The organism is Bradyrhizobium sp. USDA 4502 (assembly GCF_054063355.1).
The window spans coordinates 5,396,037-5,420,238 of the sequence record NZ_JBSSGF010000001.1 but is presented as its reverse complement, the minus strand read 5'-3'; the positions used below and the strand labels follow the sequence as shown (position 1 = coordinate 5,420,238).

The following is a 24,202-nucleotide window of genomic DNA, read 5'->3' as shown; positions in this document are numbered from 1 at the left end:
CTTTTTGATCCAGCACAAGGCGATGCGCGCGCAGGCGCGCTAGGTCTCTCCATCACATGCAGGAGACGACCCATGCCTCTCGACACCATCCTCGTCATGATCGCGGTCACAGCGATGTTCGCCATTGCCGCCGTTATTGCGTGGGGCGACCGGCAGACGCGCGATCTTTGATACTGTCGTGTGATCAGAGCCATTCCGGTCTGATTGAATCGGAACGGGTCTCTGGATTGTTGTCTTGACGGGTTTTCGTTACGCGAACCGGTATCCACGTCGCCTGAAGACGCTCTATCTGATCGAGCCCTTGAAATTGTCGATGTCCGCCGAGGGCCGGGCGGGAAACAGCCGCGCGGTCGAGGAGTTGTCGAGCCGGCGCTTGCATTTCGCTTCGTCGGCGTCCTTGTTCTCGGTGCCGTCCTTGTTCGAGTAGCGCTTCTTCGCGAACAGATCGTCCTGCCGGTTGACGATCAGCATGGAGTGATCGCGCTCGAGCGTGTCCGGGTTCTTGCGCTGCTCGTCGGAGCGGAATGTGCCGCCGACGATCTCGCCCGTCATCTCGTAGTCGCAGCCGGCCTTCCAGTCGCCCTGGTCCCACTTCCATCCCGTCGCCTTCACGGCGCCGTTGCTCTCGGTGGTGATCTCGATGATCGCGTTATGGGCGAGCCAGATGCCGGCAAGCCCGCTGCGCTTGTCGTCAAAGCCTTCGAGCAGCGCCAGGCGTTCGCGCTGCAATCCGTCGACGTGGTCGCGGGCATCGAGGGTGAAGTGAACCTGGGAGCTCTGCTTGTTCCAGGCCGGGTGCAGGAATTCCGGATATTGCTGCGCCTGGCTCTTCACCCAGTTGCGCTGGTCGTCGATCAGCGCGCGCCGCGTCGCCTCGTCGAGGTGCGGCTGCAATGCCTTCCAGGCGCGGTTCAGCCGCCGGTCGTTGTCGGCCAGATCAGGGTCGGCGCAGATTTCCTCGTCGGTCGCCGTCTCCGGCCTGGTGCAGTCGAAGGTCGGGACGACGAAGGCGGTGTCCGCACTGTCGGATGCCGTATCCTTGCCGGCGGCAAAATAGCTGCCGGTGACCTGCCACATCGACGAGCAGTCGGCGAAGCCGTGCCACTCCTCGTCGTCGATGGTGCCGACGATCCGCAAGCTCTCGCCCTGGCGGCGGAGTTTGAGTGACGGCGGCCTGGCGGCAGCGGCCGCAGCGTCGGCTTTCGGCTTGTCGGCCGCCGTATCCGTATTGATCACCACGGTGCCGGCGAGCCAGCCACTCCCCGAAGGCTTCAGGTCGGCGGTGAGCTTGCAGCTTCGCCTGCGGTCGCCGCCATAGTCGCCGCGCAGATCGGCGGCGAGGCGATAGGCGCCGCCGTCGGCCGGCGTCAGGGTGACGTTGCCGAAGGCATTGACCCAGTTGCCGGCAAAGCCGGGACGGCCGGATGCCATTCCCTCAAGCGCGGCGGCGCGGCGCCGCAAGGCTTGCGCAAAACTCTCCTTCAATTCGTCCGCGTCGCTATCGGCCAGCACCTCGGCGGCGTCGATGATCATCTCGTTGAACCAGGCCTGGTCGCGCTTCAAGAGCGGCTTGACGTTCGCCGGCATCCTGCCGAGCGCCACGTCGAACGCCCTGTCGATCTGCGTCACCAGCCTGTCGGTGCCGGCCTTCCTGCAGTCCGCGATCTTGATCGTGCCGTCGCCGCCATCGCCGCACAGCCTGATCGCGGTCGGCCCGCTGCTTGATGCCCGCAGATCATCGTCCAACGCAACGGACGGGCCGGATGCAAGGACCGCGATGGCCGCGACGGCGGCCGCAAACCGTGGAGAGCAAGGCATCGACGTCACCCGCACGGCCGCGCCATGCGGCCCCTGCGGCTTGGGTCGCCCGCCGCGCGCGCCGGGTTCAAAATGTCGGCGGCGTGCAGGCCGAGATCACTTCGCACGGCTTGGCGCCGATGCAGCGGAAGCGGTGCGGGCGGCGGCTTTCGAAGTAATAGGCGTCGCCGGCGTTGAGCACCCGCCGCTCGTCGTCGACCGTGACCTCGAGCCGGCCCGAGACCACGATGCCGCCTTCCTCGCCCTCATGCACCAGCGGCACCCGGCCGGTGTCGCTGCCGGGCTCGTAGCGCTCTTTCAGGATTTGCAACGCCCGGCCGAACAGGCTGTCGCCGATTTGCAGATAGGAGATCGGCTTCTTGCCGATCTCGGTCAGCTCGTCGGCGCGATAGAACGCCTTGCGCGGCCGCTCCGGCTCGATCGCGAAGAATTCGGCGAGCCCCATCGGAATCCCGTCGAGGATGCGCTTGAGGGCGCCGACCGACGGGTTCATCTGGTTGGATTCGATCAGCGAAATCGTCGAATTGGTCACGCCGGAGCGCTTGGCGAGCTCGCGCTGCGACAGCTTGTGCCGCGCGCGGATGAATCGAAGCCGACCGCCGATGTCGACGCTCATGGCAGTCCCCTTGGCAAATTCCTGTTGCAGGTGTTGCGGATCGAACAAATCTTGGCAGACCGCCTCAACAAGATCAATGGCTTGCGCTGCAGCAGAAAAGGACTTGTTGAGTGCCTGGAAGAGTGGTCCGACTAGCATCAGTCAGCAATGGAGCGCCGCCGTGACCGTTCATCAGATTCCGAACACCATCAAGACCGACTCGTTTTGGATGCCGTTCACGGCCAACCGGCAGTTCAAGAAGGCGCCGCGGCTGTTCTCCTCCGCCAAGGGCATGTACTACACCTCGGTCGACGGCCGGCAGGTGATCGACGGCTCCGCCGGTCTGTGGTGCGTCAACGCCGGCCACGGCCGCCCGCAGATCGCGGCCGCGGTCGAGCGGCAGTTGTCGACGCTGGACTTCGCGCCCTCGTTCAACATGGGCCACCCGCTGGCGTTCGATTTCGCCGAGCGGCTCGCCGAGATCGCCCCGAAGGGGCTGGATCGCGTCTTCTTCACCAATTCGGGCTCTGAATCGGTCGATACCGCGCTGAAGATCGCGCTGGCCTATCATCGTGCCGCCGGCCAGCCGAGCCGCACCCGCTTGATCGGCCGCGAGCGGGGCTATCACGGCGTCGGCTTCGGCGGCATGTCGGTCGGCGGCATGGTCGCCAACCGCCGCCAGTTCGCGACCCATCTGCCCGGCGTCGACCACATCCGTCATACCCACGATCTCGCCCGCAACGCCTTCGCCAAGGATCAGCCGGAGCACGGCGCCGAGCTCGCCGACGATGTCGAGCGGATGGTGGCGCTGCATGGCGCCGACACCATCGCGGCGGTGATCGTCGAGCCGGTGCCGGGTTCGACCGCGGTGCTGCCGGCGCCGAAGGGCTATCTGCAGCGCCTGCGCGAGCTCTGCACCAAGCACGGCATCCTGCTGATCTTCGACGAGGTCATCACCGGCTTCGGCCGCCTCGGCACCCCGTTCGCCGCCAACTTCTACGGCGTGACGCCCGACATGATGACGACCGCGAAGGGTATCACCAACGGCACCGTGCCGTGCGGCGCGGTGTTCACCAGCCGCCAGATCCACGACGGGCTGATGGTTGGTCCGGACAACGCCATGGAGCTGTTCCACGGCTACACCTATTCGGCGCATCCGGTGGCCTGCGCTGCGGGTCTTGCCACGCTCGACATCTACAAGGACGAAGCTCTGCTGACCCGCGGCGCCTCGCTCGCCGACTACTGGCGCGATGCCCTGCATTCGCTGAAGGGCCTGCCGAACGTGGTCGACATCCGCAACCAGGGCCTGATGGGTGCGGTCGAAGTCGCGCCGCGCGATGGTGTCGTCGGCGCGCGCGGCTACGACATCATGGTCGATTGCTTCAACCGCGGCCTCTACTTCCGCATGAGCGGCGACTCGCTGGCGTTGTCGCCGCCCTTGATCGTCGAGAAGTCGCACATCGACGACATCGTCTCGATCCTCGGCGACTCCATCAAGCGCGTGGCCTGATAATTGCTAGCTAGATTTTAGCTGGCTCTACAAATTGCTGTCGCCGTTGCGAAGCAGAGTGGTTTCGCAGCGGCGATTGCGTTTTCGCTGCAGGATGTGAGGAAAAGTGAAGGTCCTTGTTCTCGGCAGTGGCGTGATCGGCGTCACCTCTGCCTATTACCTTGCGCGCGCCGGCCACGAGGTGACGGTGATCGACCGTCAGCCGAAGCCCGCGCTGGAAACCTCCTTTGCCAATGCCGGCGAAGTGTCGCCGGGCTACTCGTCGCCCTGGGCCGGCCCTGGCGTGCCGGTCAAGGCGGTGAAGTGGCTGTTGATGAAGCACGGCCCGCTGGTGATCCGCCCCAAGCTCGATCCCGTGATGTGGCTGTGGCTTTTGAAGATGCTGCGCAACTGCACCACGTCGCGGTACGCGGTGAACAAGAGCCGGATGATCCCGATCGCGGAATACAGCCGCGACTGCCTGCAGGCGCTGCGCAGCGAGATCGGCATCCGCTATGACGAGCGTGCGCGCGGCACGCTGCAGCTGTTTCGCGAGCAGGCGCAGCTCGATCACACCGGCGACGACATCGCGGTGCTGAAGCAGTACGGCGTGCCGTTCGAGGTGCTCGGCCGCGAGGGCTGCATCGCCGCCGAGCCCGCGCTGGCCGGCGTGAAGGAAAAGTTCGCCGGCGGGCTGCGGCTGCCGCATGACGAGACCGGCGACTGCCACATGTTCACGCAGGCCCTGGCGCTGGAAGCCGAGAAGCTCGGCGTGCGCTTCAACTTCAATGTCGGCATCGACGGACTGAATGCGGACACCACCCGGATCACCGGCGTCGCGACCAGCGCCGGAATGATGACGGCGGATGCCTATGTGCTGGCGCTCGGCAGCTATTCGCCAATTCTGCTGCGGCCGCTCGGCATCTCGCTGCCGGTCTATCCGGTCAAGGGCTATTCGATCACCGTTCCGATCAAGGACGCGTCCGGCGCGCCTGAATCGACCGTGATGGACGAGAGCTACAAGGTCGCGATCACTCGGCTCGGCGATCGCATTCGGGTCGGCGGCACCGCCGAGATCTCGGGCTATTCGACCAAACTCTACGACGCGCGGCGCGCGACGCTGGATCATTCGCTGACCGACCTGTTTCCGCGCGGCGGCGACCTTGCCAGGGCCACCTTCTGGTGCGGGCTGCGCCCGATGACGCCGGACGGCCCGCCGGTGATCGGCGCCACGCGCTTTGCCAATCTGCACCTCAACACCGGTCATGGCACGCTCGGCTGGACCATGGCCTGCGGCTCGGGCCGCGTGCTGGCCGACATGCTCTCGGGGAAGAAGCCCGAGATCGACACCAAAGAGCTGTCGATCAAGCGCTACGATGTCAGGTTCGGGTAGGCCGCATCGCCGTACGCGAGCTGCTGGCGCAAGATGAGTTTATTTTGAATCGTGCAACGGGCTCCGCTTCACCTCGCCCCGCGCGCGGGGAGAGGTCGGAACGCATCGTTAGATGCGTTCCGGGTGAGGGGGAATCTCCGCAAACGCGGCGGTCGCCGAATACGCTGAGACGGCCCCTCACCCCAACCCTCTCCCCGTAAGAACGGGGAGAGGGAGCGCAGCACCGTCGCGGCTGCGATTTTGCCCCAATCTCGTCACGCACTATTCGGCGGCGTTCTTCACGGGCGGTTCGGCATCGTCGTCTTTCTTCGTTGCCGTCCAGCTCGACAGCGCATTCGAGAATCGGTCGAGATAGAGATACACGACCGGCGTCGTGAAAAGCGTGAGCGCCTGGCTCACGATCAGGCCACCGACCATCGCATAGCCGAGCGGCTGGCGGATTTCCGATCCCGTTCCGGTGCCCAGCATCAGCGGGACGCCGCCGAGCAGCGCCGCCATCGTCGTCATCATGATCGGGCGGAAGCGCAGCAGGGCCGCTTTCCGGATCGATTCATGCGGCGACAGATGCTCCTCCCGTTCGGCGGCAATCGCGAAGTCGACCATCATGATGCCGTTCTTCTTCACGATTCCGATCAGGAGGATGATGCCGATCAGCGCGATCAGGCTGAAATCGAATCCGAACGCCATCAGGATCGCCAGCGCGCCGACCCCGGCCGATGGCAGCGTGGACAGGATCGTGAGCGGATGAATGTAGCTCTCATAGAGCACGCCGAGGATCAGGTAGACCACGACCAGCGCGGCCAGGATCAGCAGCGGCACCGAGCTCAGTGACTGCTGGAAAGCCTGCGCGGTGCCCTGGAAACTCGAGCTGAGCGTGGCTGGAGCACCGAGATCGGCGACGGCGTTCTGGATGGCATCGGTGGCCTGGCCGAGCGCCACCCCTTGCGCGAGGTTGAAGCTGATCGTGGTCGCAGGAAACTGTCCCTGGTGCGCGATCGCGAGCGGGCGCACCGGAATAGTGGTCCACTTGCAGAACACGGAGAGCGGCACCTCGTCCCCCGTGGTCGGCGACTTGATGTAGAGCCTGTTGAGCGTGTCGAGCTTGCCCTGCAATTCGGGGAGGATCTCCAGGATGACGTGATAGCTGTTGAGCTGGGTGAAGTATTGGGTCACCTGGCGCTGGCCGAACGCGTCGTACAGCGTGTCGTCGATCAATTGCGGCTGGATACCGAAGCGCGACGCGGTGTCGCGATCGATGGTCAGCGTCAGCGTCGTTCCCTCGGTCTGCTGGTCGGTGGCGACGTCGCGCAGTTCCGGCAGCGTCTTCATCCTGGCCAGAATCTTCGGCGCCCATTCGTTCAGCTCGTCGAGCTTTGCATCCTGCAGCGTGTATTCGAACTGCGTCCGCGTGGCGCGGCCGCCCAGCCGGACGTCCTGGGACGCCTGCATGTAGAGACGTGCTCCCTCGACCGCCTCGAGCTTCGGCCGCAGCCGCGCGATGATCTGCTGCGCATTCGCGTCGCGCTCCTCGCGCGGCTTCAGCGTGATGTACATGCGACCCGAATTGAGCGCGGTGCCGCCGCCGCCGATGAACTCGGCCATGCTCTCCACCGCGGGATCGGCCCGAACGATCCTGCTGAGTTCTTCCTGGTGCCGCTCCATGTCGGCGAAAGAGATATCCTGGGCCATCTCCGACACCGCGTTCAGGAAGCCATTGTCCTGTTGCGGGAAGAATCCCTTCGGAATGATCAGGAACAGATAGACCGACAGTGCGACCGTCGCGAAGAAGATGCAGAGCGTGGTCCGGCTCCAGCTCAGCGCCCGATCAAGCCCTCGCTCATAGGCATGCAGCATCCTGTCGAATGCCGCCTCGCTCCATTGGTAGAGCCGGCCGTGCCTGGTTTCGCCATGCGCGCGCAGGAAGCGCGATGCCATCATCGGCGTCAGCGTCAGCGACACCACCAGGGAGACGAAGATCGCCATCGCCAGGGTCACCGCGAATTCGCGGAACAGTCGGCCGATCACGCCACCCATCAGCAGCAGCGGGATCAGCACCGCGATCAACGAGATACTGATGGACAGGATGGTAAACCCGATCTCGCCGGCGCCCTGCAATGCCGCGGCGAGCGGCCGCGCGCCCTGCTCGACGTATCGCGTGATGTTTTCCAGCATCACGATGGCATCGTCGACCACGAAGCCGACGGCGATCGTCAGTGCCATCAGCGAAAGGTTGTCGAGCGTGTAGCCGAACACCCACATCAGCGCGCAGGCGCCGAGCAGCGCGAGCGGCACGGTCACGGCGGGAATCACCGTCGCCCAGAAGCTGCGCAGGAACAGGAAGATCACCATGACGACCAGAACGATGGTGATGAGCAGCGTGATCTGCACGTCCTCGACCGCGGCGCGGATCGTCAATGTCCGGTCGCTGATGATCTTGATCTTGATGGCGGGCGGAATCGCGGCGACGAGCCTTGGAAGCTGCTCCTTGATCCTGTCGACCGTTCCGATGACGTTGGCGCCGGGTTGCTTGAAGATGACGAGGAACACGCCGCGTTTGCCGTCCGCCCAGGCGACCCGCTTCATGTCCTCCGACCCGGCGACGGCCTGGCCGATGTCGCGAATCCGCAACGGGCCGCCGTTGCGGTAGGCGATGATCACGTCATTCCAATCCTTGGCATCCAGCAACTGATCGTTGGCGTAGATCGTGTAGGCACGGCTCGTGCCGTCGATGTTGCCCTTCGGACTGTCGACCGTCGTGATCGCGATCTGGCCGCGGATATCTTCCAGCGAGAGCCCCTTGGCGACCAGCTTGGCGGGATCGATCTGCACGCGGATCGAAGGCTTCTGCTGCCCGCCGATGAACACCTGGGCGACGCCCGAGATCTGACTGATCTGCTGCCCGAGCTGGGCGTCGACTGCGTCGCTCACGGTGATGAGGGGCAGGGTGTCCGAGGTCGCCGACAGCAGCAGGATCGGCGAGTCCGCCGGGTTGACCTTGCGATAGGTCGGCGGCGTCGGCAGGTTCTTGGGCAACTGGCCACCTGCGGCATTGATCGCCGCCTGGATGTCATTGGCGGCGCCGTCGATGCTGCGGTTCAGATCGAACTGAATGGTGACTGCGGTCGACCCGAGCGAACTCGTCGAGGTCATCTGGGCAATGCCCGGAATCTGCGCGAATTGCCGCTCCAGCGGCTGCGCAACCGAGGAGGCCATGGTTTCCGGGCTGGCGCCGGGCAGGCTTGCGGAGATCTGGATGGTCGGAAAGTCGACTTGCGGCAGCGGCGCGACCGGCAACAGGGGATAGGCGACCATTCCGACGAACAGAATGCCGGCCATCAGCAGCGAGGTGCCGATCGGGTAGCGGATAAACCGAGATGAGATGCTCTCGTTCATTTCTGCGATCCAAATGAACGGCAGGCGCATCTTTTCCCGAAGGTCGGGAGTCGTCCTCGAAAGCTCGAGCGCGAACGCGCGTTTTCCTCGCCATGGCCAATCGGCAGATCGCGGAGCTGCCTCCGCGTCTACCTGTTTTTTGCCAGCATAATCATTCCGGGGCATGCCGCGCGAATGGAAACGTCGGATCGCACATTCGACGTTCGTTCAATGGCCGGAATTCGCGTGCCGTTATCGCCGTTTGGGAAGCGTCAAAAATGTCGCTGGCGCAGAATATATCGTGGGACGACATATTATTGCGCGCGCGGTTGGCTCGACGCCACGAGGGGGCGTCATGATTGTTCAGGCGCCGCTTGTCCGGTGTAACTTGCTCGTGCAGTGGTCCTAGGCGATGTCGAACTCGTCCTGCATCCTGGTCACGATGTCGCGAAGTTCTTTTTCCTTCGCCTCGTCCAGGGCGGTCTCGCGGGTGCCGCCGAGATCCCAGCTCGGCGTATAGCCCTTGAGCCGGATCAGCTTCAGGCCAGTGACACCGGATCGTCTTTCCAGCTCGGCCGTGATCTCGTGCTGCATTTGAAGCGTCTTCATCGCGCACCTCCGGGAACGCTATTCCGCTCAACAGGACAGCCAGCATCATGTTCCTCGCGAGCCCGCGCCGGATGTGTGTCCCGCCGTGCAGGAACGTGCGCCTTGCGGTCCACGTTGCTTCCGGTCGAACCAGGAAAGGACCTCACATGAAGAAACTGGCAACGATCGGATTGGCTGCGGCCGTGATGCTGTCGACATCGCTCGCCTTCGCGCAGGGTGGCGGCGGCGGTGGGGGCGGCGCCGGTGGCGGATCGGCCGGCGGTGCGAGTGCAGCCGCGGGGACCGGAAGCTCCGGCACAGGAACCGGCACCGGCGGCACCACCGGGATGGGAACCGGCTCGGGAATGAGCAATCCGCCCGGCAGCACGACCGGGAACATGAACAACCCAGGCACCTCGACGCCGAACTACTGGACCGACCCAAACAACAATTCCGCGACCGGGACCGGGACCTCAAACCTTCCCGGCAACAACAGCGGAACGCGGACCAATCCGCGATGATCGCGAAAGCCTCGCCTCAGCGCGGGGTTTTTCATTACGGTCGCGTTCGGCGACGAAAGAGCCCGGCGCGATGGCCGGGCTGGATCGCGAATATGAACAGATATGTATGTACCAGGCTTGGCAATGCGACGATCTAACCGAATGCCAACCTGATCGTCTGTGCACTTTAGCACACTTGCGCGGCCACCGTGCTCAGCGACCGCAGCCATCGCATCCGGCGCGGGCCTATGCGGCTCATATGCCGTAGAGCCCGCGGCGCTCTCGAATTCATATCCCGCCCTGAAGATATTGAGCCCGACGCAGACGCTCTCGCGTGCAGGCCAGACCGTTGAGGTTCGGCCGCGAGCGCGGCAGCGAACCGAAAGGTGATGTCATGTCTTCGCTTCAGATTGCTATCGGCGACCGGATCATCGAGCCGATGATCGCGCTTGCCGGCTGCACGACGCAACAGCGCATCGTCGTGGCCGGCACGAGGAGCATGGAATTGATGTTCGAGCTGCAGCGGCGCGGCTACGCGCGCGCGGCGGCGTCGGGCAATTGCGGCCGCCCCGCCGGTCAGTACGACGTTGCGCTGGTCGATTGGCGGCGGCGCACGCTTCTCTCGCTCGAGCCGGCGCTGGACTGGTTGACGAATGTCCTTAGCGCCCGTGCGGTGCTGGTCGTGTGGGTCGATGCCCAGAAGCCCTCGGCCAACCAAAGCCTGCGGGCGTCGCTGGAGCGGCGCGGCTTCGTCGTCGAGCAGGGCATCGTGCATCAGTACGGCTGCGCGCTGTCGGCACGGAGGTCGCAAGCCCATCCGCTGCAGCTTGCGGCCTGACGCGCTGAACGCGGCTTATCGCGAGGGGAAATCACCATGTCCAAGGTGCGACGCGCCGTGATCCGCGAATGGATGTTGCTGGCGCGCGAGAAACGGCAATCCAGCGAGCAGGCGGCCGCCTTTGCAACGGCGGCGCTGCAGCGGCACGACCTGCCGCGCAGCAGCCGTCGAACACCGCATGAAATCATCATGCGGTGGCTGCGGCCACGCACCGGACGTCCTTGAGCGGTGGCCGCCGCCATCGTGGGGCGGGCGGCAATCAACAGCAGAGCGATCGATGCGTGCCCATGAGTTTGAGCTGCCCCCGCATGCGCCTCGCGGCGCGGAGGATCTTGTTGCCGAAATCGCGAGGTCAACGTCCGACGCTGCGGCCCGCAGCGCCGCGGCGCTCGCGCTGGTGTATTGCGACATCATCGCGGGCGAGGGACCCACGGTGGCCGGCCGGGCGCATTTCTCGCGAACGATCGACGCCGCCGATGCCGCGCTATGTGCGCGTATCCTCTGTGCCGCCGGTCGCGCCGGACATTCGGTCAGTCGCGCCGAAGCCGACGCGCTGTTCGCGATCGATGCGGTCGGGAGCGAACGGGTCGATGACGGACGTTTCGACGACCTGCTTGCTAAGGCGGTGCTGCATCATCTGATGGGCGCCGCCGGCACAACCATTCCCGGCCGCGAGCAGGCGCTGGCCCGCGACAATCCGCTGGATGACTGGGGGGCGGCGATCGTGCTGGCTGCGGAACCGCGATCCTGGCTCGCCGGTCATCTTGACTGGATGAAGCCGTCATCCCCCGCCGCGCGCACCATCGATGCGGTGCTTCATGTCAATCCGGCAGGACCCCGGCTGCCGCTCGGCATCCTCTTCAACATGGAGGCCTGAACAAGCATAGCCCGTTGAGCCAACGGGTCGCGCGATGGCCCGCCGATGACAGGCTCCGCGACATCCGGGGCAGTCGGTCCCGCATGTCGCTGCTCTCATGCGGGCTACGATGGGTAAGGTCAGCGCGACGGCTTTGGGTTGGCTTTCTTCGCAGGCTTTGCCGTTGTGCCGACCGGCTGCACCCGCAAGCCGTCCACGAATACGTCCAGCAGCCGGAGCGCAGTGGTCTGCCAGCCGGGCTGGTCGTGCATGTAGCACATGCCGATCAGCGCCCGCAGCACGTCCTCGGCGCTGATGTCGCCACGGATCGCACCGGCCGCGACCGCGCGCGCGAGCAGGGTGCCGATCGCTTTGGTCAGGCGGTCGAACGAATAGGCGTGCAGCTCGGTCGAGCCGTGAGCGACCAGCGCCAGTGCTGCGACCATGCCCTTCTTGGTGGCGACGAATTCCACGTTAGCGCGCAGCCAGCGCCGCAGCGCCTCGACCGGCTCGGGCGCGCATTGCAGTTGCTCGGCCAGATCGCCGAGCTGCTCGACCTCGCGGCGGTAGACCGCCTCATAGAGCGCTTCGCGCGTTGGGAAGTGGCGATAGAGCGTGCCGATGCCGACGCCGGCATGGCGCGCCACCGCCTCGAGACTCGCCTCGCTGCCGCCGGCCGAGAACACGGCCTTGGCCGCTTCCAGCACGCGCTCGCGATTGCGCACGGCGTCGGCGCGGGGCTTGCGTGCAATTTTTGGTGATCGACCGGCCATCGCTTTTTCTTTTCACCCTCCCTTGTAAACGGAGGACGCCTCCGTATATGGCGACCAGCACCGGACCTGACAAGGCGCGCCGATCCTGCATCGGCGGCCACGGGTTTCCGTTGCCTCGATTCAACCCGACCATACACGGATCGGAGCCTTGCATGAATCTCCCACTCAGCCTCACCATCAACGGTGTCCGCCGGGAAATTGCCCTCGACGACCCCCGCGTTACCCTGCTCGACCTGCTGCGCGAGCGCCTCGACCTCACCGGTACCAAGAAGGGATGCGACCGCGGCCAGTGCGGCGCGTGCACCGTCCTGGTCGACGGTCGCCGCATCAATTCCTGCCTCGCGCTTGCCGTCAGCCATGACGGCGCCGAGATCACAACCATCGAAGGCGTCGCGCGCGGCGACCAGCTGCATCCGGTGCAGGCCGCCTTCATCGCCCATGACGGCTTCCAGTGCGGCTTCTGCACGCCGGGCCAGATCATGAGCGGCATCGGCCTGATCCAGGAAGGCCAGGCCGGCGATGATCCGGAGCGCGTGCGGGAATGCATGAGCGGCAATCTGTGCCGCTGCGGGGCCTATCAAGGAATCACCGAGGCCGTGCTCGAGGCGCAGGCCGACATCAACGCGACCAAGCAGAGGCGCTCCGCATGATGAACTTCGATTATGTCAGGCCGGCCAGCGTCGCGGACGCGATCGCGGCGGCATCCGAGAAGGGCGCGAGCTATCTCGCCTCCGGCACCAATCTGCTCGACCTGATGAAGGGCGGCGTCAGCCGGCCGAGCCTTCTCGTCGACGTCACGCGTCTGCCGGGGCTCGACCGCATTGAGCATCTGGCCGACGGCGGCTTGCGGATCGGCGCGCTGGTGCGCAATGCCGATCTCGCGCATGACGCGGAGTTTGCGCGCGACTATCCGGCGGTCGCCGAGGCGTTGCTGTCGGGCGCGTCCGCCCAGCTGCGCAATGCCGCGACCGTCGGCGGCAACCTGATGCAGCGAACGCGCTGCGCCTATTTCTACGACGCCGGCAGCGCCTGCAACCGGCGCTGGCCGGGCGCCGGCTGCGACGCGCTGAAGGGCGAGAACCGCCTGCACGCGGTGCTCGGCTGGAGCGAGGGCTGCATCGCAACCCATCCGTCGGATTTCTGCGTGCCGCTGGTCGCGTTCGACGCCGTCGTCGAGATCGAGGGCAAGACCGGCCGGCGCGAGCTGCCGCTCGAGGCGCTGCACCGTCTGCCGGGCGAGACGCCGGAGCGCGAGACCGCGCTGGAGCGCGGCGACCTGATCGTCGCGCTGCGGCTGCCGGCCGAAGCGCAAGGCTTCTCCGGGCATGCCCGCTACATCAAGGTGCGCGAGCGCACGTCCTACGCGTTCGCGGTGGTCTCGGCCGCGGCCGGCTTGCGCATCGAGGATGCAAAGATCCACGAGGCGCGGCTGGCGCTCGGCGGCGTCGCGGCAAAGCCGTGGCGAGCGCGCGAGGCCGAGCAGGTGCTCGCGGGCGCCGCGCCGGATGCGGCGACCTATCGCGAGGCGGCGCGCGCCGCGCTCGCGGGCGCAAAACCGTCCGGCGACAACGCCTTCAAGATCGAGCTCGCGCAGCGCATCGTCGTGCGCGCGCTCACCCTTGCTGCTGCAGGCACGCCGGATCGCATTCCCGCGCTGCCGGGCTCTCCCTTCTCATCCGTTGCAGGAGCGTAACGCATGACGGCTGAACTCAATCTGACCCGCGACCCCGCCCATCTCAGGCACGGCTCGAATATCGGCCAGCCGCTGACCCGCACCGACGGCACGCTGAAGGTGACCGGCAAGGCCCGCTATGCCGCCGACAATCATCCGCCCGGCATGGTCTATGCCGTGATCGCGACCAGCTGCATCGCGCGCGGCCGCGTCACCGCGCTCGACGTCGCTGCCGCCAAGCGCCACCCCGGCGTCATCGACGTGATGACGCCGGCGCACAAGCCGGAGCTCGCGGAGGACCCGGATGCCAAGGGCAATCCGTTCGCCTTCCGCATGGAGCTGTTGCAGAGCGACGAGGTGCGCTACGCCAACCAGGCGATCGCGGTCGTGATCGCCGAGACGCTGGAGGCCGCCACCGAAGGCGCCGCGCTGCTGTCGCCGCGCTATCAGGTCGAGATCGCGCGTGTCGGTCTCGACGCCGGCGAAGCCTACGCGCCGCCGGTGGTCGGCATCGGTAATCCAGCCGAAGTCCGGCACGGCGATATCGATGCTGGCCTTGCCGCGGCATCGAAGCGGATCGACGCAACTTACGAGACGCCGGCGCAGTATCACAACGCGATGGAGCCGCACGCGATCGTCGCGGTGTGGGACGGCGACCGCCTGTTCCTCGACACGCCGAGCCAGGGCATGGCGATGGCGCAGATGCGGATCGGCGGCCTGTTCGGCGTTCCGCCCGGCAACATCCACATCAACAGCCCGTTCCTCGGCGGCGGCTTCGGCTCCAAGGGCCTGGTCTCCGGGCCGCAGGTGCTCGGCGTCATGGCGGCGAAACTGGTCGGACGTCCGGTCAAGCTGGTGCTGCGGCGGAGCCAGATGTACGGCCCGGTCGGCCATCGTCCGCAGACCCGCCAGCGCATCCGGATCGGCACTGGTGACAACGGCCTGCTGACCGCACTCGATCACGAGGCGCGCGTCACGACGTCGAGCTTCGACGATTTCTACGAGCCTGCGGCGGACGCCTCGCACACGCTCTATGCCAGCCCGGCGATCCGCACCGCGCATGAGGCGGTGCGCGTCGACACCGGCACGCCGCTGTTCATGCGCGCGCCGGGCGAGGCCACCGGATCGATCGCGCTGGAAAGCGCGGTCGACGAGGCGGCGTTCGCCTGCGGCATCGATCCCCTGGAATTCCGGCTGAAGAACTATGCCGAGGTCGAGCCGACCACCGGCAAGCCGTTTTCCTCCAAAGCGCTGCGGCAGTGCTACGCCAAGGCGGCCGAACGTTTCGGCTGGGCGGGGCGTCCGCTGCAGCCAAGGCAGATGCGTGACGAGAACGGCTTTCTGGTCGGATGGGGCATGGGCACCGCGACATTCCCGGCGCTGATGTTCCAGGGCAATGCCCGGGCCGTGATCCGCGCCGACGGACGCGGCGTGATGGAGAGCGGCGCGCATGACATGGGGCAGGGCGCCTGGACCGCGCTCACGCAAATCTCGGCCGATGCGCTGGCGCTTGATCTCGAGCAGATCTCGTTCCTGTCGGGCACGTCGGACCTGCCGGATGCCGGCATCGCCGGCGGCTCCGCGCACACCGCAACGGTCGGTGCCGCGATCCACAATGCCGGTGCGGCGGTGATCGCAAAACTCGCCGAGCTTGCGACCTCCGATGAGCGCTCGCCGCTGTTCGGCGCCGGCAATGCCGGCGTGGTGGCGCGGGCCGGGCGGCTCCATCGCCGCGACGATGATGCGCGCAGCGAAAGCTACGCCGAGATCCTGGCGCGCGCCGGCGTTGCCGAGGTCGAGGCCTCCGGCACGGGTGCGGCCGATCCGGCGGCGCAATCGCAATATGCGATGCACGCGCATGGCGCTGTCTTTGCCGAGGTGAAGGTTGATCCGGAGCTCGGCCAGATCCGCGCCACGCGGCTGGTCGGCGCGTTCGCCGCAGGGCGCATCATCAATCCGTTGATGGTGCAGAGCCAGCTGCGCGGCGGCATGATCTGGGGCCTTTCCTTCGCGCTGCACGAGGAGGCGGTGATGGACAAGCGGTCCGGCCGCATCCTGAATGCCAACCTTGCCGAGTATCATGTGCCCGTGAATGCCGACGTGCCGCCGATGGAGGTGATCACGGTCGACGAGCACGATCCCCATGTGAACCCGCTCGGCATCAAGGGCGTCGGCGAGATCGGCATCACCGGCAGCGCCGGCGCCGTTGCCAACGCCGTCTTCCACGCCACCGGCATCCGCGTGCGGAATTTCCCGATCAAGATCGAGGAAGTGGTGACGGGGTTGAGGTGATGCGGCTCGATAGGATCACGGTGTAACCATCATCGTCGTCCCGGCGAAAGCCGGGACCCATAACCACAGGGTCGTGTTGTTTAAGAAGGCTGCGGCCCCAGCGTCGTGCAATCACTCATATTCGTGGTAATGGGTCCCGGCCCCCGTGCGCAATTGCGCACTAGGCCGGGACGACGCTGGATGGTTTTCGCCGGGACGACGGCGGAGGGAGATGGGCCGTCACCCCGCCGCCGTCACGCAATTCACCCACAGCACCACGGCCTTCGCATCGCGCGCGGGATTGGAGAACCGGTGCGGCCTCCGGCTCGCGAATCTGAAGCTGTCGCCTTGCTTCAGAGTCCAGGTCTCCGTGTCCACCGTCAGCGTCATCTCGCCCTGGAGCACGAGGCCGGCCTCTTCGCCGTCATGGGTATAGAACTCGTCGCCGGTGTTGCCGCCGGGCTCGAGATGCACCAGGAACAGGTTGAGCCGGCTCTCGCTGCCGGCCGGGCTCAGCAGCTGCTTTGAAATTCCCGTGCGCCACAGCTTCAGCTCGGCGCGCTGCACCTCGCGGGTCACGATGCCGCCGGCGCCGTCATCCCTGGGCGTCGCGCCGAACAGCGCGGCGATGCCGACGCCGAGTACGTCGGCCAATGTCGCCAGCACGCGCAGCGAGGGCGACGACAGGCCGCGCTCGATCTGGCTGATGAAGCCGATCGACAAATCGGTGCGCGCGGCGACCACCTCCAGCGACATTTCCTTGCTGCGGCGCAGGTCGCGGATGCGGCGTCCGACCGCGAGATCCATCGCCGGCTCCGCCGGCTTGCCGGCCGGTTTCCTGGCCGCGCGGCGTGCCGTTGCGGGCTTCGCTGCCGCGCCTTTACGCATTCTCTTGCCGCCGCTCACGTCAGTCCGCTTCCTTCATGTGCATGAAAACCGCTTGCATTGGCCGCGGTTTCGTGACCACAATTTCATATTGGTGAAAATAGGCCGGAACGGCGTCGACCGCAACCAAAAGCCCGAAACGCGCGGGCGATGCGGCGCCAAGGCCAGCTTCGGGAGGTGTTGCGATGTCGTTTCAGCGTCTCGTCCAGGCCGCGGTGGCGGCGCTTGCCCTTGCCTTGAGCGCGCCGTCAGGGGCGCAGCAGGTGCTGAAGGTCGGCTCGACCCCGACCGGCATTCCCTTCACCTTCCTCGACACCAAGACCAATTCGATCCAGGGTATCATGGTCGATCTCGCCACCGAGATCGGCAAGGATGCCGGCTTTACCGTGCAGATCGAGCCGATGCAGTTCTCGGCGCTGATCCCTTCGCTGACCGCGAACAAGATCGACATCATTGCCGCCGCGATGTTCGCCACCGCCGCGCGCAAGGAGGTGATCGACTTCTCCGAGCCGGTCTACACGTATGGTGAAGGTTTGGTGGTGCCGAAGGCCGACACCAAGGCCTATGCCTCGCAGGAGGATCTGAAGGGCACCGTGGTCGGCGCCCAGGTCGGCACGGCCTTCGTCGATGCGCTGAAGAAGACCGGGCTGTTCAGCGAGGTCAAGGTCTACGATACGATTCCCGACATCCTGCGCGACGTCAATGCCGGCCGTCTCAAGGCCGGCTTCGCCGATTATCCGATCCTCGCTTACAATCTGCAGCAGGGCAATTTCGCCGACGTTCGGCTGGTCGACGGTTACAAGCCAGTCACCGTCGGCACGGTCGCGATCGGCGTCCGCAAGAGCGACACGGAGCTGCTCGCGAAGATCAACGCCTCGCTGGCCAAGCTGAAGGCCAACGGCACGATCGCAAAGATCCTGGAAAAGTGGGGCCAGAAGGCCGGCGGGTCGTGAAAGCCATTGCGTCGAGGGGCCTTTAGGTGACCCGTCATCCTGAGGAGCGGCGTCTTCGCCGCGTCTCGAAGGATGCACGGCCCGGCTGGTGGCCGTCGACCCTTCGAGACGCGCTACGCGCTCCTCAGGGTGACGGGAACAATATTCGAGCGTGTGTCGGGACGGGATAAATTTAGCCGATGCAAAAATTCTTCCATGACGCCGTCGAGTTCGTGCCGATCCTGCTGCAGGGTGTCTGGCTGACCATCGTCGTCACCGTCGGCTCGCTCGTCCTTTCGACCGTGCTCGGGCTGGTGTGGGCCTTGATGCGGGTGTCCGGGATCGGCGTCCTGGTCGGCCTCAGCGCCTCGTTGATCAACGTGATCCGCGGCATCCCGATCATCGTGCTGCTGTTCTACATCTATTTCGTGATGCCCGATTTCGGCATCGCGCTGTCGGCGCTGCAGGCCGCGATCATCGGGCTCGGCATCGCCTATTCGGCCTATCAGGCGGAAAATTTCCGCGCCGGTATTGAGGCGATCGACAAGGGGCAGATCGAGGCAGCGCAGACCATCGGAATGGGCTGGTGGCTCACCATGCGCCGCGTGGTGCTGCCGCAGGCGGTTCGGATCATCCTGCCACCCTACGGCAACATCATGATCATGATGCTGAAGGATTCCTCGCAGGCGTCCACCATCACGGTCGCCGAGCTGGCGCTGCAGGGCAAGCTGATCGCATCCTCGACCTTCAAGAACACCAGCGTGTTCACACTGGTGGCGCTGATGTACCTCACCATGAGCATCCCGCTCATCCTGCTGGTTCGGCACTTCGAGAACAAGGCGAACCGCAAATGATCGAGCTCCGCGACGTCCACAAGAGTTTTGGCAAGGTCGAGGTGCTGAAGGGCATCACCGCCTCCGTCGCGAAGAGCGAGGTGGTCTGCATCATCGGCCCGTCCGGCTCCGGCAAGTCGACCATCCTGCGCTGCATCAACGGGCTCGAGAGCTACGATCGCGGCGAGATCAGCGTCGAGGGTGCGCGCATCGACAGCAAAGACCGCTCGATCGTGGCGATCCGCACCCAGGTCTCGATGGTGTTCCAGCGCTTCAACCTGTTCCCGCATCGCACCGCGCTCGAGAACGTCATCGAGGGGCCGCTTTATGTGAAGAAGGAGCCGCGCGAGCAGGCGATCGCCCGCGGCCGCGCGCTGCTCGCGCAGGTCGGGCTCGCCGACAAGGCGGAGGTGCATCCGCCAAAACTCTCCGGCGGCCAGCAGCAGCGCGTCGCGATCGCGCGGGCGCTGGCGATGCAGCCGAAGGCGATCCTGTTCGACGAGCCGACCTCCGCGCTCGATCCGGAGCTGGTCGGCGAGGTGCTGTCGGTGATGCGCAAGCTCGCCGACGACGGCATGACCATGGTCGTCGTCACCCACGAAGTGGGCTTTGCCCGCGACGTCGCCGACCGCGTGCTGTTCATCGACGGCGGTGTCATCGTCGAGCAGGGCGCCGCCAAATCCGTCCTCAATCAACCCCAGCACCCGCGCACCCAGGATTTCCTCCGCCGCGTGCTGCATCCGCTGTGATCAGGTCACCTGCAATGAACGCGCCTATTCGCCTGAAGCTGCCACCGAGCCTCTATGCCGACACCGCGGTGCAGGCGACGCCGACGCCTCAGCTCACAGCGGACAAGAGCGTACCGGTCGCGATCATCGGCGGCGGCTTCACCGGCCTGTCGACCGCGCTGCACCTCGCCGAGCAGGGCGTGCTGGCGACCGTGCTCGAAGCGCAGGAGCCGGGCTGGGGCGCCTCGGGCAACAATGGCGGGCAGACCAATCCGGGACTGAAACACGACCCGGATCAGATCGAGCAGGATTTCGGCGCCGATCTCGGCCGCCGCATGATCGAATTCTCCTACGGCACCACCAACTTCACGCATGACTTGATCCGCCGCTACCAGATCCCCTGCGAGGCCAGGCAGAACGGCACGCTGCGCGCCGCCTACAACGAAGCCAGCGCAGCGGCGATCGAGACCACGGCAAAGCAATGCATCCGGCGCGGCATGCCGGTAAAGCTGCTCGACGCCGCCGAGATGCGCCAGATGACCGGCAGCGACCGTTACCTCTGCGCCATGCTGGATGCGCGCGGCGGCGATTTGCATCCGCTGAGCTATGCGCGGGGCCTTGCGCGCGCCGCGATCGGGGCCGGCGTCGCCGTCCATGGCGAGACCCCGGCGCTGCGGCTGCGCCGCGACGGCGGCCGCTGGCGGATCGAGACGCCGCGCGCGGTCGTGCTCGCCGACAAGGTGCTGCTCGCGACCAACGGCTTTACCGACGATCTCTGGCCGGCGCTTCGCCGCAGCATCGTGCCGGTGTTCTCGTCGATCGCGGCGACCGCGCCGCTGTCCGAGGCGATCGCGCGCGCGATCATGCCGACCCGGCCGGTGCTCTACGAAAGCGGCCACATCACGGTCTATTACCGCATCGACCAGCACAATAGGCTCTTGATGGGCGGCCGCGGCCCGATGCGCTGGATCAGCAAGCCGACCGACGTCGCCTATCTGATCCGTTACGCCGAGCGGCTATGGCCGCAGCTCAAGGGCGTCAGCTGGACCCACGGCTGGAACAGCCGCCTTGCCATCACCGCCGATCACTACCCGCATGTCCATGAGCCCGCGGAGAATTTGCTGATCTCGCTCGGCTGTAACGGCCGCGGCGTCGCGCTCTCGACCGCGATGGGCGCACAGCTGGCGCGCCGGCTGATCGGCGGCCCCAAGGCCGAGATCGACATGCCCGTGACCGGTATCAAACCGATCCCGATGCACGCCTTCTGGCGGGTCGGCGTCACCACGGCCGTGCTGACCGGCCGGGTGCGGGACTACCTCGGTGTGTGAGGCATTTAACACAATTACAGAATGTGCTGGGCTAATCTCGCGCGTCGGATATATTCGCAGTCTTTACTGGAAGGCTGTTCATGCAGTGCGAGCGATGCGGCCGCGCAAACCGGGCTGGCAACGATTATTGTGAAGATTGCGGTGCGCCATTAGGCCTCAAATGTGACTCCTGTCAGCATGTGAATGGGCCCTCCAGCCGCTTCTGCGGCCGCTGCGGGACCGCGCTCGCCGCGGGCAGCGTCCGTCCCGACGCGCCATCGCAGCGGCTGCTCCGTTCGCTCAGCACCAAGGGCGGCGAACGCAAGAACCTCACTCTGCTGTTTGCCGATATCCGCAACTCGACCAATCTGATCGACAGCCTCGGCGATCCCGAACTCGGGATGCGGCGCCTCGAGCCGGTGCTCGACCTGATGAAGGAAGCCGTCCACCGCTACGACGGCATCGTCAACAAGATCCAGGGTGACGGCGTCATGGCGCTGTTCGGCGCGCCGCCGCGCCCGCATGAAGATCATGCGGTCCGCGGCTGTCTCGCCGCGCTCGCCATGCAGGATTCGGTGGCCAGGCTCGCCGATCCCGGCATGCAGATCCGGGTCGGGCTGCACACCGGCGAAGTCGTCGTTCAAACGGTGGAAAACACAATCTATCAGACCTACGACGCCGCCGGCGCCAACGTCCATATCGCCAACCGGATGGAGCAGATGGCGGATGAGGGCGCCATCCTCATCACGCGGGACACCTATCTCGGCGCCAGGCAATTCGTCGAGGTCACGCCGCTCGGCATGCAGACCATTCGCGGCATCTCCATGCCGGTGGAGGTCTTTCGGCTGACCGGGCTGCTCAGCGCGCCCGCCAGCGACGTTTTCCGCAGCGGCCGCCGCCTGACCTCGATGGTCAACCGGACCGAGCAGATGGCGGCGTTGGAGCATGAGCTGTCGCGTGCAGTTGGCGGCGACGGCCGGGTCGTCGGCATGGTCGGCGACGCCGGCATCGGCAAGAGCCGGCTCTGCTTCGAGTTCGCCGAAAACTGCCGCCGCAAGGGCATTCGCGTCTATGAGGCCCGCGTGCTGGCGCATGGCCGCGCAACACCGTTCCAGCCCGTGCTCGAGCTGTTGCGCGACATCTTCGGCATCCGCGCCAAGGAGCCGATCGAGACGTCCCGACGTCGCGTCATCGACCGCTTCGCCGAGATGGCCGCATCGGAGCAGGAACTGCTGGTGCTGCTCGAATTCCTCGGATTGGCTGATCCGGCGTATCCGGCCCCGAAGCTCGATCCGCGCGCGCTGCGGCTGCAACTGCTCGATCTCGTTCGAACCTTGGTGCATGCGCGCCCCAGCGACACGCCGGCGGTTGTCATGATCGAGGACCTGCACTGGATCGATGCCGCGAGCGAAGAGTTCGTCGAGACGCTGGTCGATGCCATCGTCGGCACCGCGACGTTGCTGGTGGTCAATTTCAGGCCGGGCTTCACGGCACCTTTCATGCAGCGGTCGCACTACCGTCAGATCGCAATCCCGCCGCTGCCGTGGTCCGATTCGAACGAGCTGCTCCGCGAGCATTTCGGCAGGCATCCCTCGCTCGCCTCGCTGAGCAGCAACGTCATTGAACGCGCGCAGGGCAATCCGTTCTTCATCGAGGAGCTTGCCAACACCGTCGTGGAGCGCGGCAATGTCGAGGGCGAACGCGGCAACTACCGGCTCAAGCATGGCGTCGATGCGGTGCCGCTGCCCGCGACGGTGCAGGCCGTCGTGGCCGCCCGCATCGATCACCTCGAGGATATCGCCAAGCAGGTGCTCGAGACGGCGGCCGTGATCGGCCGGCTGGTCGCGATGTCGGTGCTGCGTCCGGTCGCGGCGTTGCCGAACGACGATTTGCAGAACGCCATCGCGCAGCTGCGCCAGGCCGAGCTGCTGTACGACCTGCCGCCCTACGACAAGGGACTGCTGGCGTTTCGCCATCCGTTGATCCAGGAGGTCGCCTACGCAACCCAGTTGCGGTCGCGGCTGACCACGCTGCATGCGACTGTCGCCAAGGCCATCGAGGGCTTCGACTGGGGCAAGCTCGACGAGTTTGCCGGGCTGCTCGCCTATCACTACGAGGCCGCGGGCCAGCCGCTGGAGGCGGTCACCCATTTGCAGCGTGCGGCGCGCTGGATCGGCAAGACCAACTCCGCCGAGGCAATGAAAAGCTGGAAAAAGGTTCGCGCCCTGCTGCAGGACCAGCCCCAGTCCGAATATGTCGACCGGCTGCGGGCGATGTCGAGCGGCCAGATCCTCAACTTCGGCTGGCGTGAGGGGATGTCCGCCGAAGAGGTCAAGCCCTACGCCGAAGAGGCGATCAAATACGCACGCGCGGCGGACCCGGTGCACGAGCCGATCCTGCTCGGCGCCTACGGCAGGATCCTGGCCGCGGACCGCGGCCGCCGACGATTATGTTAATCTCGTGCAGGACGCCTTGAAGCTCACCTCCGGCACCGGGGACGTCGGACGGTTTGCGACGGTCAATGCGATGCTGAGCCAGGCGTTCTTCCTGTCGGGTCGTCTTGCCGAGGCGCTCGACGCCGGGCAGGTGGCGGTTGCCGCGATTGCCGAGCAGGGCGGTTTTCACAACAACGTCACACTCGGCCTCAACCCGAACCAGATTCTCGGCTTCGACGTCGAGCACTGGATCAGGTGTCTCGGCACCAGAATTCTGGTGCGGCTCGGCCGGTTCGATGAAGCCGAACGGCGGATCGCCGAGGTGCTGCGGGCCGAGCCGGAGCGCTTCGCCGCCGTCGTGCAGTTCATTCCGCATTTTGCGATGGTGGAGATGGGCTGGAGCCGCGGCCGGCCGGAACTGGCCAAGCCGCATGCGGCGAGGATCGCCGAACTGGCCGAGCAGTCCGGCACGCCCTATCTGCGGGTCGCGGCGCTCGCCAGCGCCGGCCTCGCCAGCGGCGCCGCGGGCGATTTCAAGGTTGCCGCCGCCCAGCTTCAGGAAGCGATCGACTTTGCGCGCTCTGCGCGAGCCGGCCTCGAATTCGAGGCGCGCATGCTGGCGGATCTGGCCGAGGCGCTCTATCGCGCCGCCGACCACCATGCGGCCCTGCAAGCGGTGGACGAGGCGCTGACGGTCGCGCGGCGAAGGACCGATCGCGTCGCCGAGTTGCACGCGACCGTGCTGCGCGGCCTGATCATTTGCGCCTTGGGCAGCACGTCACATGAGGAGCTTGACGAGATTGTCGGCGGCGCTCAGAATCTGCTCGATGTCTCGGGGGCAGTCTATTTCACACCACAACTCGATCAGCTTCGATTGCATCTTGAGCGACGCTAGACGCGACGATTTTTCATTTCTG

General features: G+C 65.9%; 21 protein-coding genes and 1 pseudogene. 16 read left to right on the top strand and 6 right to left on the bottom strand.

What is annotated here, in order from left to right; genetic code table 11:
• Window positions 1-285 precede the first annotated feature (285 nt).
• A complete protein-coding gene (locus ACVW1B_RS25260; protein WP_456822367.1) occupies window positions 286-1,818 on the bottom strand; it encodes a lysozyme inhibitor LprI family protein in 1,533 nt (510 codons plus the stop codon).
• A gap of 67 nt (window positions 1,819-1,885) precedes the next feature.
• Window positions 1,886-2,434: a cupin domain-containing protein gene (locus tag ACVW1B_RS25255; RefSeq protein WP_018273259.1), complete on the bottom strand. Its 549-nt coding sequence runs from the start codon at window positions 2,432-2,434 to the stop codon at window positions 1,886-1,888.
• Window positions 2,435-2,594: 160 nt separating this feature from the next.
• Between ACVW1B_RS25255 and ACVW1B_RS25250 the strand changes: the two genes are divergently transcribed.
• Window positions 2,595-3,923: an aspartate aminotransferase family protein gene (locus ACVW1B_RS25250; RefSeq protein WP_035631725.1), complete on the top strand. Its 1,329-nt coding sequence runs from the start codon at window positions 2,595-2,597 to the stop codon at window positions 3,921-3,923.
• Between the two features lie 106 nt (window positions 3,924-4,029).
• Window positions 4,030-5,295: a D-amino acid dehydrogenase gene (locus ACVW1B_RS25245; RefSeq protein ID WP_456822366.1), complete on the top strand. Its 1,266-nt coding sequence runs from the start codon at window positions 4,030-4,032 to the stop codon at window positions 5,293-5,295.
• Window positions 5,296-5,556: 261 nt separating this feature from the next.
• Here the strand turns inward: ACVW1B_RS25245 and ACVW1B_RS25240 are convergent, their stop codons facing one another.
• Both ACVW1B_RS25240 and ACVW1B_RS25235 read right to left on the bottom strand, forming a co-directional pair.
• Window positions 5,557-8,688, bottom strand: coding sequence for a multidrug efflux RND transporter permease subunit (locus ACVW1B_RS25240; RefSeq protein WP_456822365.1), 3,132 nt, complete (start codon window positions 8,686-8,688; stop codon window positions 5,557-5,559).
• A gap of 384 nt (window positions 8,689-9,072) precedes the next feature.
• Window positions 9,073-9,276 (bottom strand): hypothetical protein, encoded by a 204-nt coding sequence (locus tag ACVW1B_RS25235; RefSeq protein ID WP_016844551.1) that lies wholly within the window; start codon window positions 9,274-9,276, stop codon window positions 9,073-9,075.
• Window positions 9,277-9,422: 146 nt separating this feature from the next.
• Here ACVW1B_RS25235 and ACVW1B_RS25230 point away from each other — a divergent pair, with 146 nt between their 5' ends.
• The 4 genes from ACVW1B_RS25230 (at window position 9,423) to ACVW1B_RS25215 (ending at window position 11,470) form a co-directional block, all read left to right on the top strand.
• The gene (locus tag ACVW1B_RS25230) at window positions 9,423-9,776 is read left to right on the top strand and encodes a hypothetical protein (RefSeq protein WP_456822364.1); all 354 of its coding nucleotides are present in this window, start codon (window positions 9,423-9,425) and stop codon (window positions 9,774-9,776) included.
• A gap of 373 nt (window positions 9,777-10,149) precedes the next feature.
• On the top strand, window positions 10,150-10,593 hold the full coding sequence (locus tag ACVW1B_RS25225) for a hypothetical protein (RefSeq protein WP_253607315.1): 444 nt from the start codon (window positions 10,150-10,152) through the stop codon (window positions 10,591-10,593).
• A 36-nt stretch (window positions 10,594-10,629) separates the two neighbouring features.
• Window positions 10,630-10,818 (top strand): hypothetical protein, encoded by a 189-nt coding sequence (locus ACVW1B_RS25220; protein ID WP_253607316.1) that lies wholly within the window; start codon window positions 10,630-10,632, stop codon window positions 10,816-10,818.
• Window positions 10,819-10,870: 52 nt separating this feature from the next.
• Complete coding sequence (locus ACVW1B_RS25215) at window positions 10,871-11,470, top strand: hypothetical protein (protein WP_253625707.1); 600 nt, start codon at window positions 10,871-10,873, stop codon at window positions 11,468-11,470.
• Window positions 11,471-11,589: 119 nt separating this feature from the next.
• Here the strand turns inward: ACVW1B_RS25215 and ACVW1B_RS25210 are convergent, their stop codons facing one another.
• Window positions 11,590-12,222, bottom strand: a complete 633-nt coding sequence (locus ACVW1B_RS25210) for a TetR/AcrR family transcriptional regulator (RefSeq protein ID WP_456822363.1) — start codon at window positions 12,220-12,222, stop codon at window positions 11,590-11,592.
• A gap of 152 nt (window positions 12,223-12,374) precedes the next feature.
• Between ACVW1B_RS25210 and ACVW1B_RS25205 the strand changes: the two genes are divergently transcribed.
• From ACVW1B_RS25205 to ACVW1B_RS25195, 3 genes are read left to right on the top strand one after another with little or no spacing between them, the layout of a single operon-like run.
• Entirely contained in the window at window positions 12,375-12,872 is a 498-nt protein-coding gene (locus ACVW1B_RS25205) for a (2Fe-2S)-binding protein (protein ID WP_057015174.1), read from the top strand.
• Complete coding sequence (locus ACVW1B_RS25200) at window positions 12,869-13,915, top strand: FAD binding domain-containing protein (RefSeq protein WP_456822362.1); 1,047 nt, start codon at window positions 12,869-12,871, stop codon at window positions 13,913-13,915. Before ACVW1B_RS25205 ends, ACVW1B_RS25200 begins: the two co-directional genes overlap by 4 nt.
• Before the next feature lie 3 nt (window positions 13,916-13,918).
• Window positions 13,919-16,186 carry a xanthine dehydrogenase family protein molybdopterin-binding subunit gene (locus ACVW1B_RS25195; RefSeq protein WP_456822361.1) on the top strand — a complete coding sequence of 756 codons (2,268 nt, stop codon included), beginning with the start codon at window positions 13,919-13,921 and terminating at the stop codon, window positions 16,184-16,186.
• A 219-nt stretch (window positions 16,187-16,405) separates the two neighbouring features.
• Here ACVW1B_RS25195 and ACVW1B_RS25190 read toward each other — a convergent pair whose 3' ends face one another.
• Complete coding sequence (locus ACVW1B_RS25190; protein WP_456822360.1) at window positions 16,406-17,053, bottom strand: cupin domain-containing protein; 648 nt, start codon at window positions 17,051-17,053, stop codon at window positions 16,406-16,408.
• Between the two features lie 182 nt (window positions 17,054-17,235).
• Here ACVW1B_RS25190 and ACVW1B_RS25185 point away from each other — a divergent pair, with 182 nt between their 5' ends.
• From ACVW1B_RS25185 to ACVW1B_RS25155, 7 genes and pseudogenes are all read left to right on the top strand, one after another.
• Window positions 17,236-18,003 (top strand): ABC transporter substrate-binding protein, encoded by a 768-nt coding sequence (locus ACVW1B_RS25185; protein WP_456792728.1) that lies wholly within the window; start codon window positions 17,236-17,238, stop codon window positions 18,001-18,003.
• A 179-nt stretch (window positions 18,004-18,182) separates the two neighbouring features.
• Window positions 18,183-18,836, top strand: a complete 654-nt coding sequence (locus ACVW1B_RS25180; RefSeq protein WP_057015170.1) for an amino acid ABC transporter permease — start codon at window positions 18,183-18,185, stop codon at window positions 18,834-18,836.
• Window positions 18,833-19,564 carry an amino acid ABC transporter ATP-binding protein gene (locus tag ACVW1B_RS25175; RefSeq protein ID WP_456822359.1) on the top strand — a complete coding sequence of 244 codons (732 nt, stop codon included), beginning with the start codon at window positions 18,833-18,835 and terminating at the stop codon, window positions 19,562-19,564. Before ACVW1B_RS25180 ends, ACVW1B_RS25175 begins: the two co-directional genes overlap by 4 nt.
• A gap of 14 nt (window positions 19,565-19,578) precedes the next feature.
• Complete coding sequence (locus ACVW1B_RS25170) at window positions 19,579-20,871, top strand: NAD(P)/FAD-dependent oxidoreductase (protein WP_456822358.1); 1,293 nt, start codon at window positions 19,579-19,581, stop codon at window positions 20,869-20,871.
• Window positions 20,872-20,951: 80 nt separating this feature from the next.
• Window positions 20,952-21,029: pseudogene (locus tag ACVW1B_RS25165) on the top strand (hypothetical protein); the annotation flags it as partial.
• Window positions 21,030-21,050: 21 nt separating this feature from the next.
• Window positions 21,051-23,306 carry an ATP-binding protein gene (locus ACVW1B_RS25160; RefSeq protein WP_456823066.1) on the top strand — a complete coding sequence of 752 codons (2,256 nt, stop codon included), beginning with the start codon at window positions 21,051-21,053 and terminating at the stop codon, window positions 23,304-23,306.
• A gap of 16 nt (window positions 23,307-23,322) precedes the next feature.
• Window positions 23,323-24,180 (top strand): hypothetical protein, encoded by an 858-nt coding sequence (locus tag ACVW1B_RS25155; protein ID WP_456822357.1) that lies wholly within the window; start codon window positions 23,323-23,325, stop codon window positions 24,178-24,180.
• The last annotated feature ends 22 nt before the right edge of the window (window positions 24,181-24,202 follow it).

Excerpts from the sequence above, each read along its gene's own strand:
- ACVW1B_RS25215 (WP_253625707.1), top strand. The coding sequence starts at position 10,871 with ATGCGTGCCCATGAGTTTGAGCTGCCCCCGCATGCGCCTCGCGGCGCG.
- ACVW1B_RS25200 (WP_456822362.1), top strand. The coding sequence starts at position 12,869 with ATGATGAACTTCGATTATGTCAGGCCGGCCAGCGTCGCGGACGCGATC.
- ACVW1B_RS25185 (WP_456792728.1), top strand. The coding sequence starts at position 17,236 with ATGTCGTTTCAGCGTCTCGTCCAGGCCGCGGTGGCGGCGCTTGCCCTT.
- ACVW1B_RS25205 (WP_057015174.1), top strand. The coding sequence starts at position 12,375 with ATGAATCTCCCACTCAGCCTCACCATCAACGGTGTCCGCCGGGAAATT.
- ACVW1B_RS25230 (WP_456822364.1), top strand. The coding sequence starts at position 9,423 with ATGAAGAAACTGGCAACGATCGGATTGGCTGCGGCCGTGATGCTGTCG.
- ACVW1B_RS25235 (WP_016844551.1), bottom strand. The coding sequence starts at position 9,276 with ATGAAGACGCTTCAAATGCAGCACGAGATCACGGCCGAGCTGGAAAGA.
- ACVW1B_RS25180 (WP_057015170.1), top strand. The coding sequence starts at position 18,183 with ATGCAAAAATTCTTCCATGACGCCGTCGAGTTCGTGCCGATCCTGCTG.
- ACVW1B_RS25255 (WP_018273259.1), bottom strand. The coding sequence starts at position 2,434 with ATGAGCGTCGACATCGGCGGTCGGCTTCGATTCATCCGCGCGCGGCAC.
- ACVW1B_RS25220 (WP_253607316.1), top strand. The coding sequence starts at position 10,630 with ATGTCCAAGGTGCGACGCGCCGTGATCCGCGAATGGATGTTGCTGGCG.
- ACVW1B_RS25260 (WP_456822367.1), bottom strand. The coding sequence starts at position 1,818 with ATGCCTTGCTCTCCACGGTTTGCGGCCGCCGTCGCGGCCATCGCGGTC.
- ACVW1B_RS25190 (WP_456822360.1), bottom strand. The coding sequence starts at position 17,053 with ATGCGTAAAGGCGCGGCAGCGAAGCCCGCAACGGCACGCCGCGCGGCC.
- ACVW1B_RS25175 (WP_456822359.1), top strand. The coding sequence starts at position 18,833 with ATGATCGAGCTCCGCGACGTCCACAAGAGTTTTGGCAAGGTCGAGGTG.
- ACVW1B_RS25225 (WP_253607315.1), top strand. The coding sequence starts at position 10,150 with ATGTCTTCGCTTCAGATTGCTATCGGCGACCGGATCATCGAGCCGATG.
- ACVW1B_RS25210 (WP_456822363.1), bottom strand. The coding sequence starts at position 12,222 with ATGGCCGGTCGATCACCAAAAATTGCACGCAAGCCCCGCGCCGACGCC.
- ACVW1B_RS25240 (WP_456822365.1), bottom strand. The coding sequence starts at position 8,688 with ATGAACGAGAGCATCTCATCTCGGTTTATCCGCTACCCGATCGGCACC.
- ACVW1B_RS25195 (WP_456822361.1), top strand. The coding sequence starts at position 13,919 with ATGACGGCTGAACTCAATCTGACCCGCGACCCCGCCCATCTCAGGCAC.
- ACVW1B_RS25170 (WP_456822358.1), top strand. The coding sequence starts at position 19,579 with ATGAACGCGCCTATTCGCCTGAAGCTGCCACCGAGCCTCTATGCCGAC.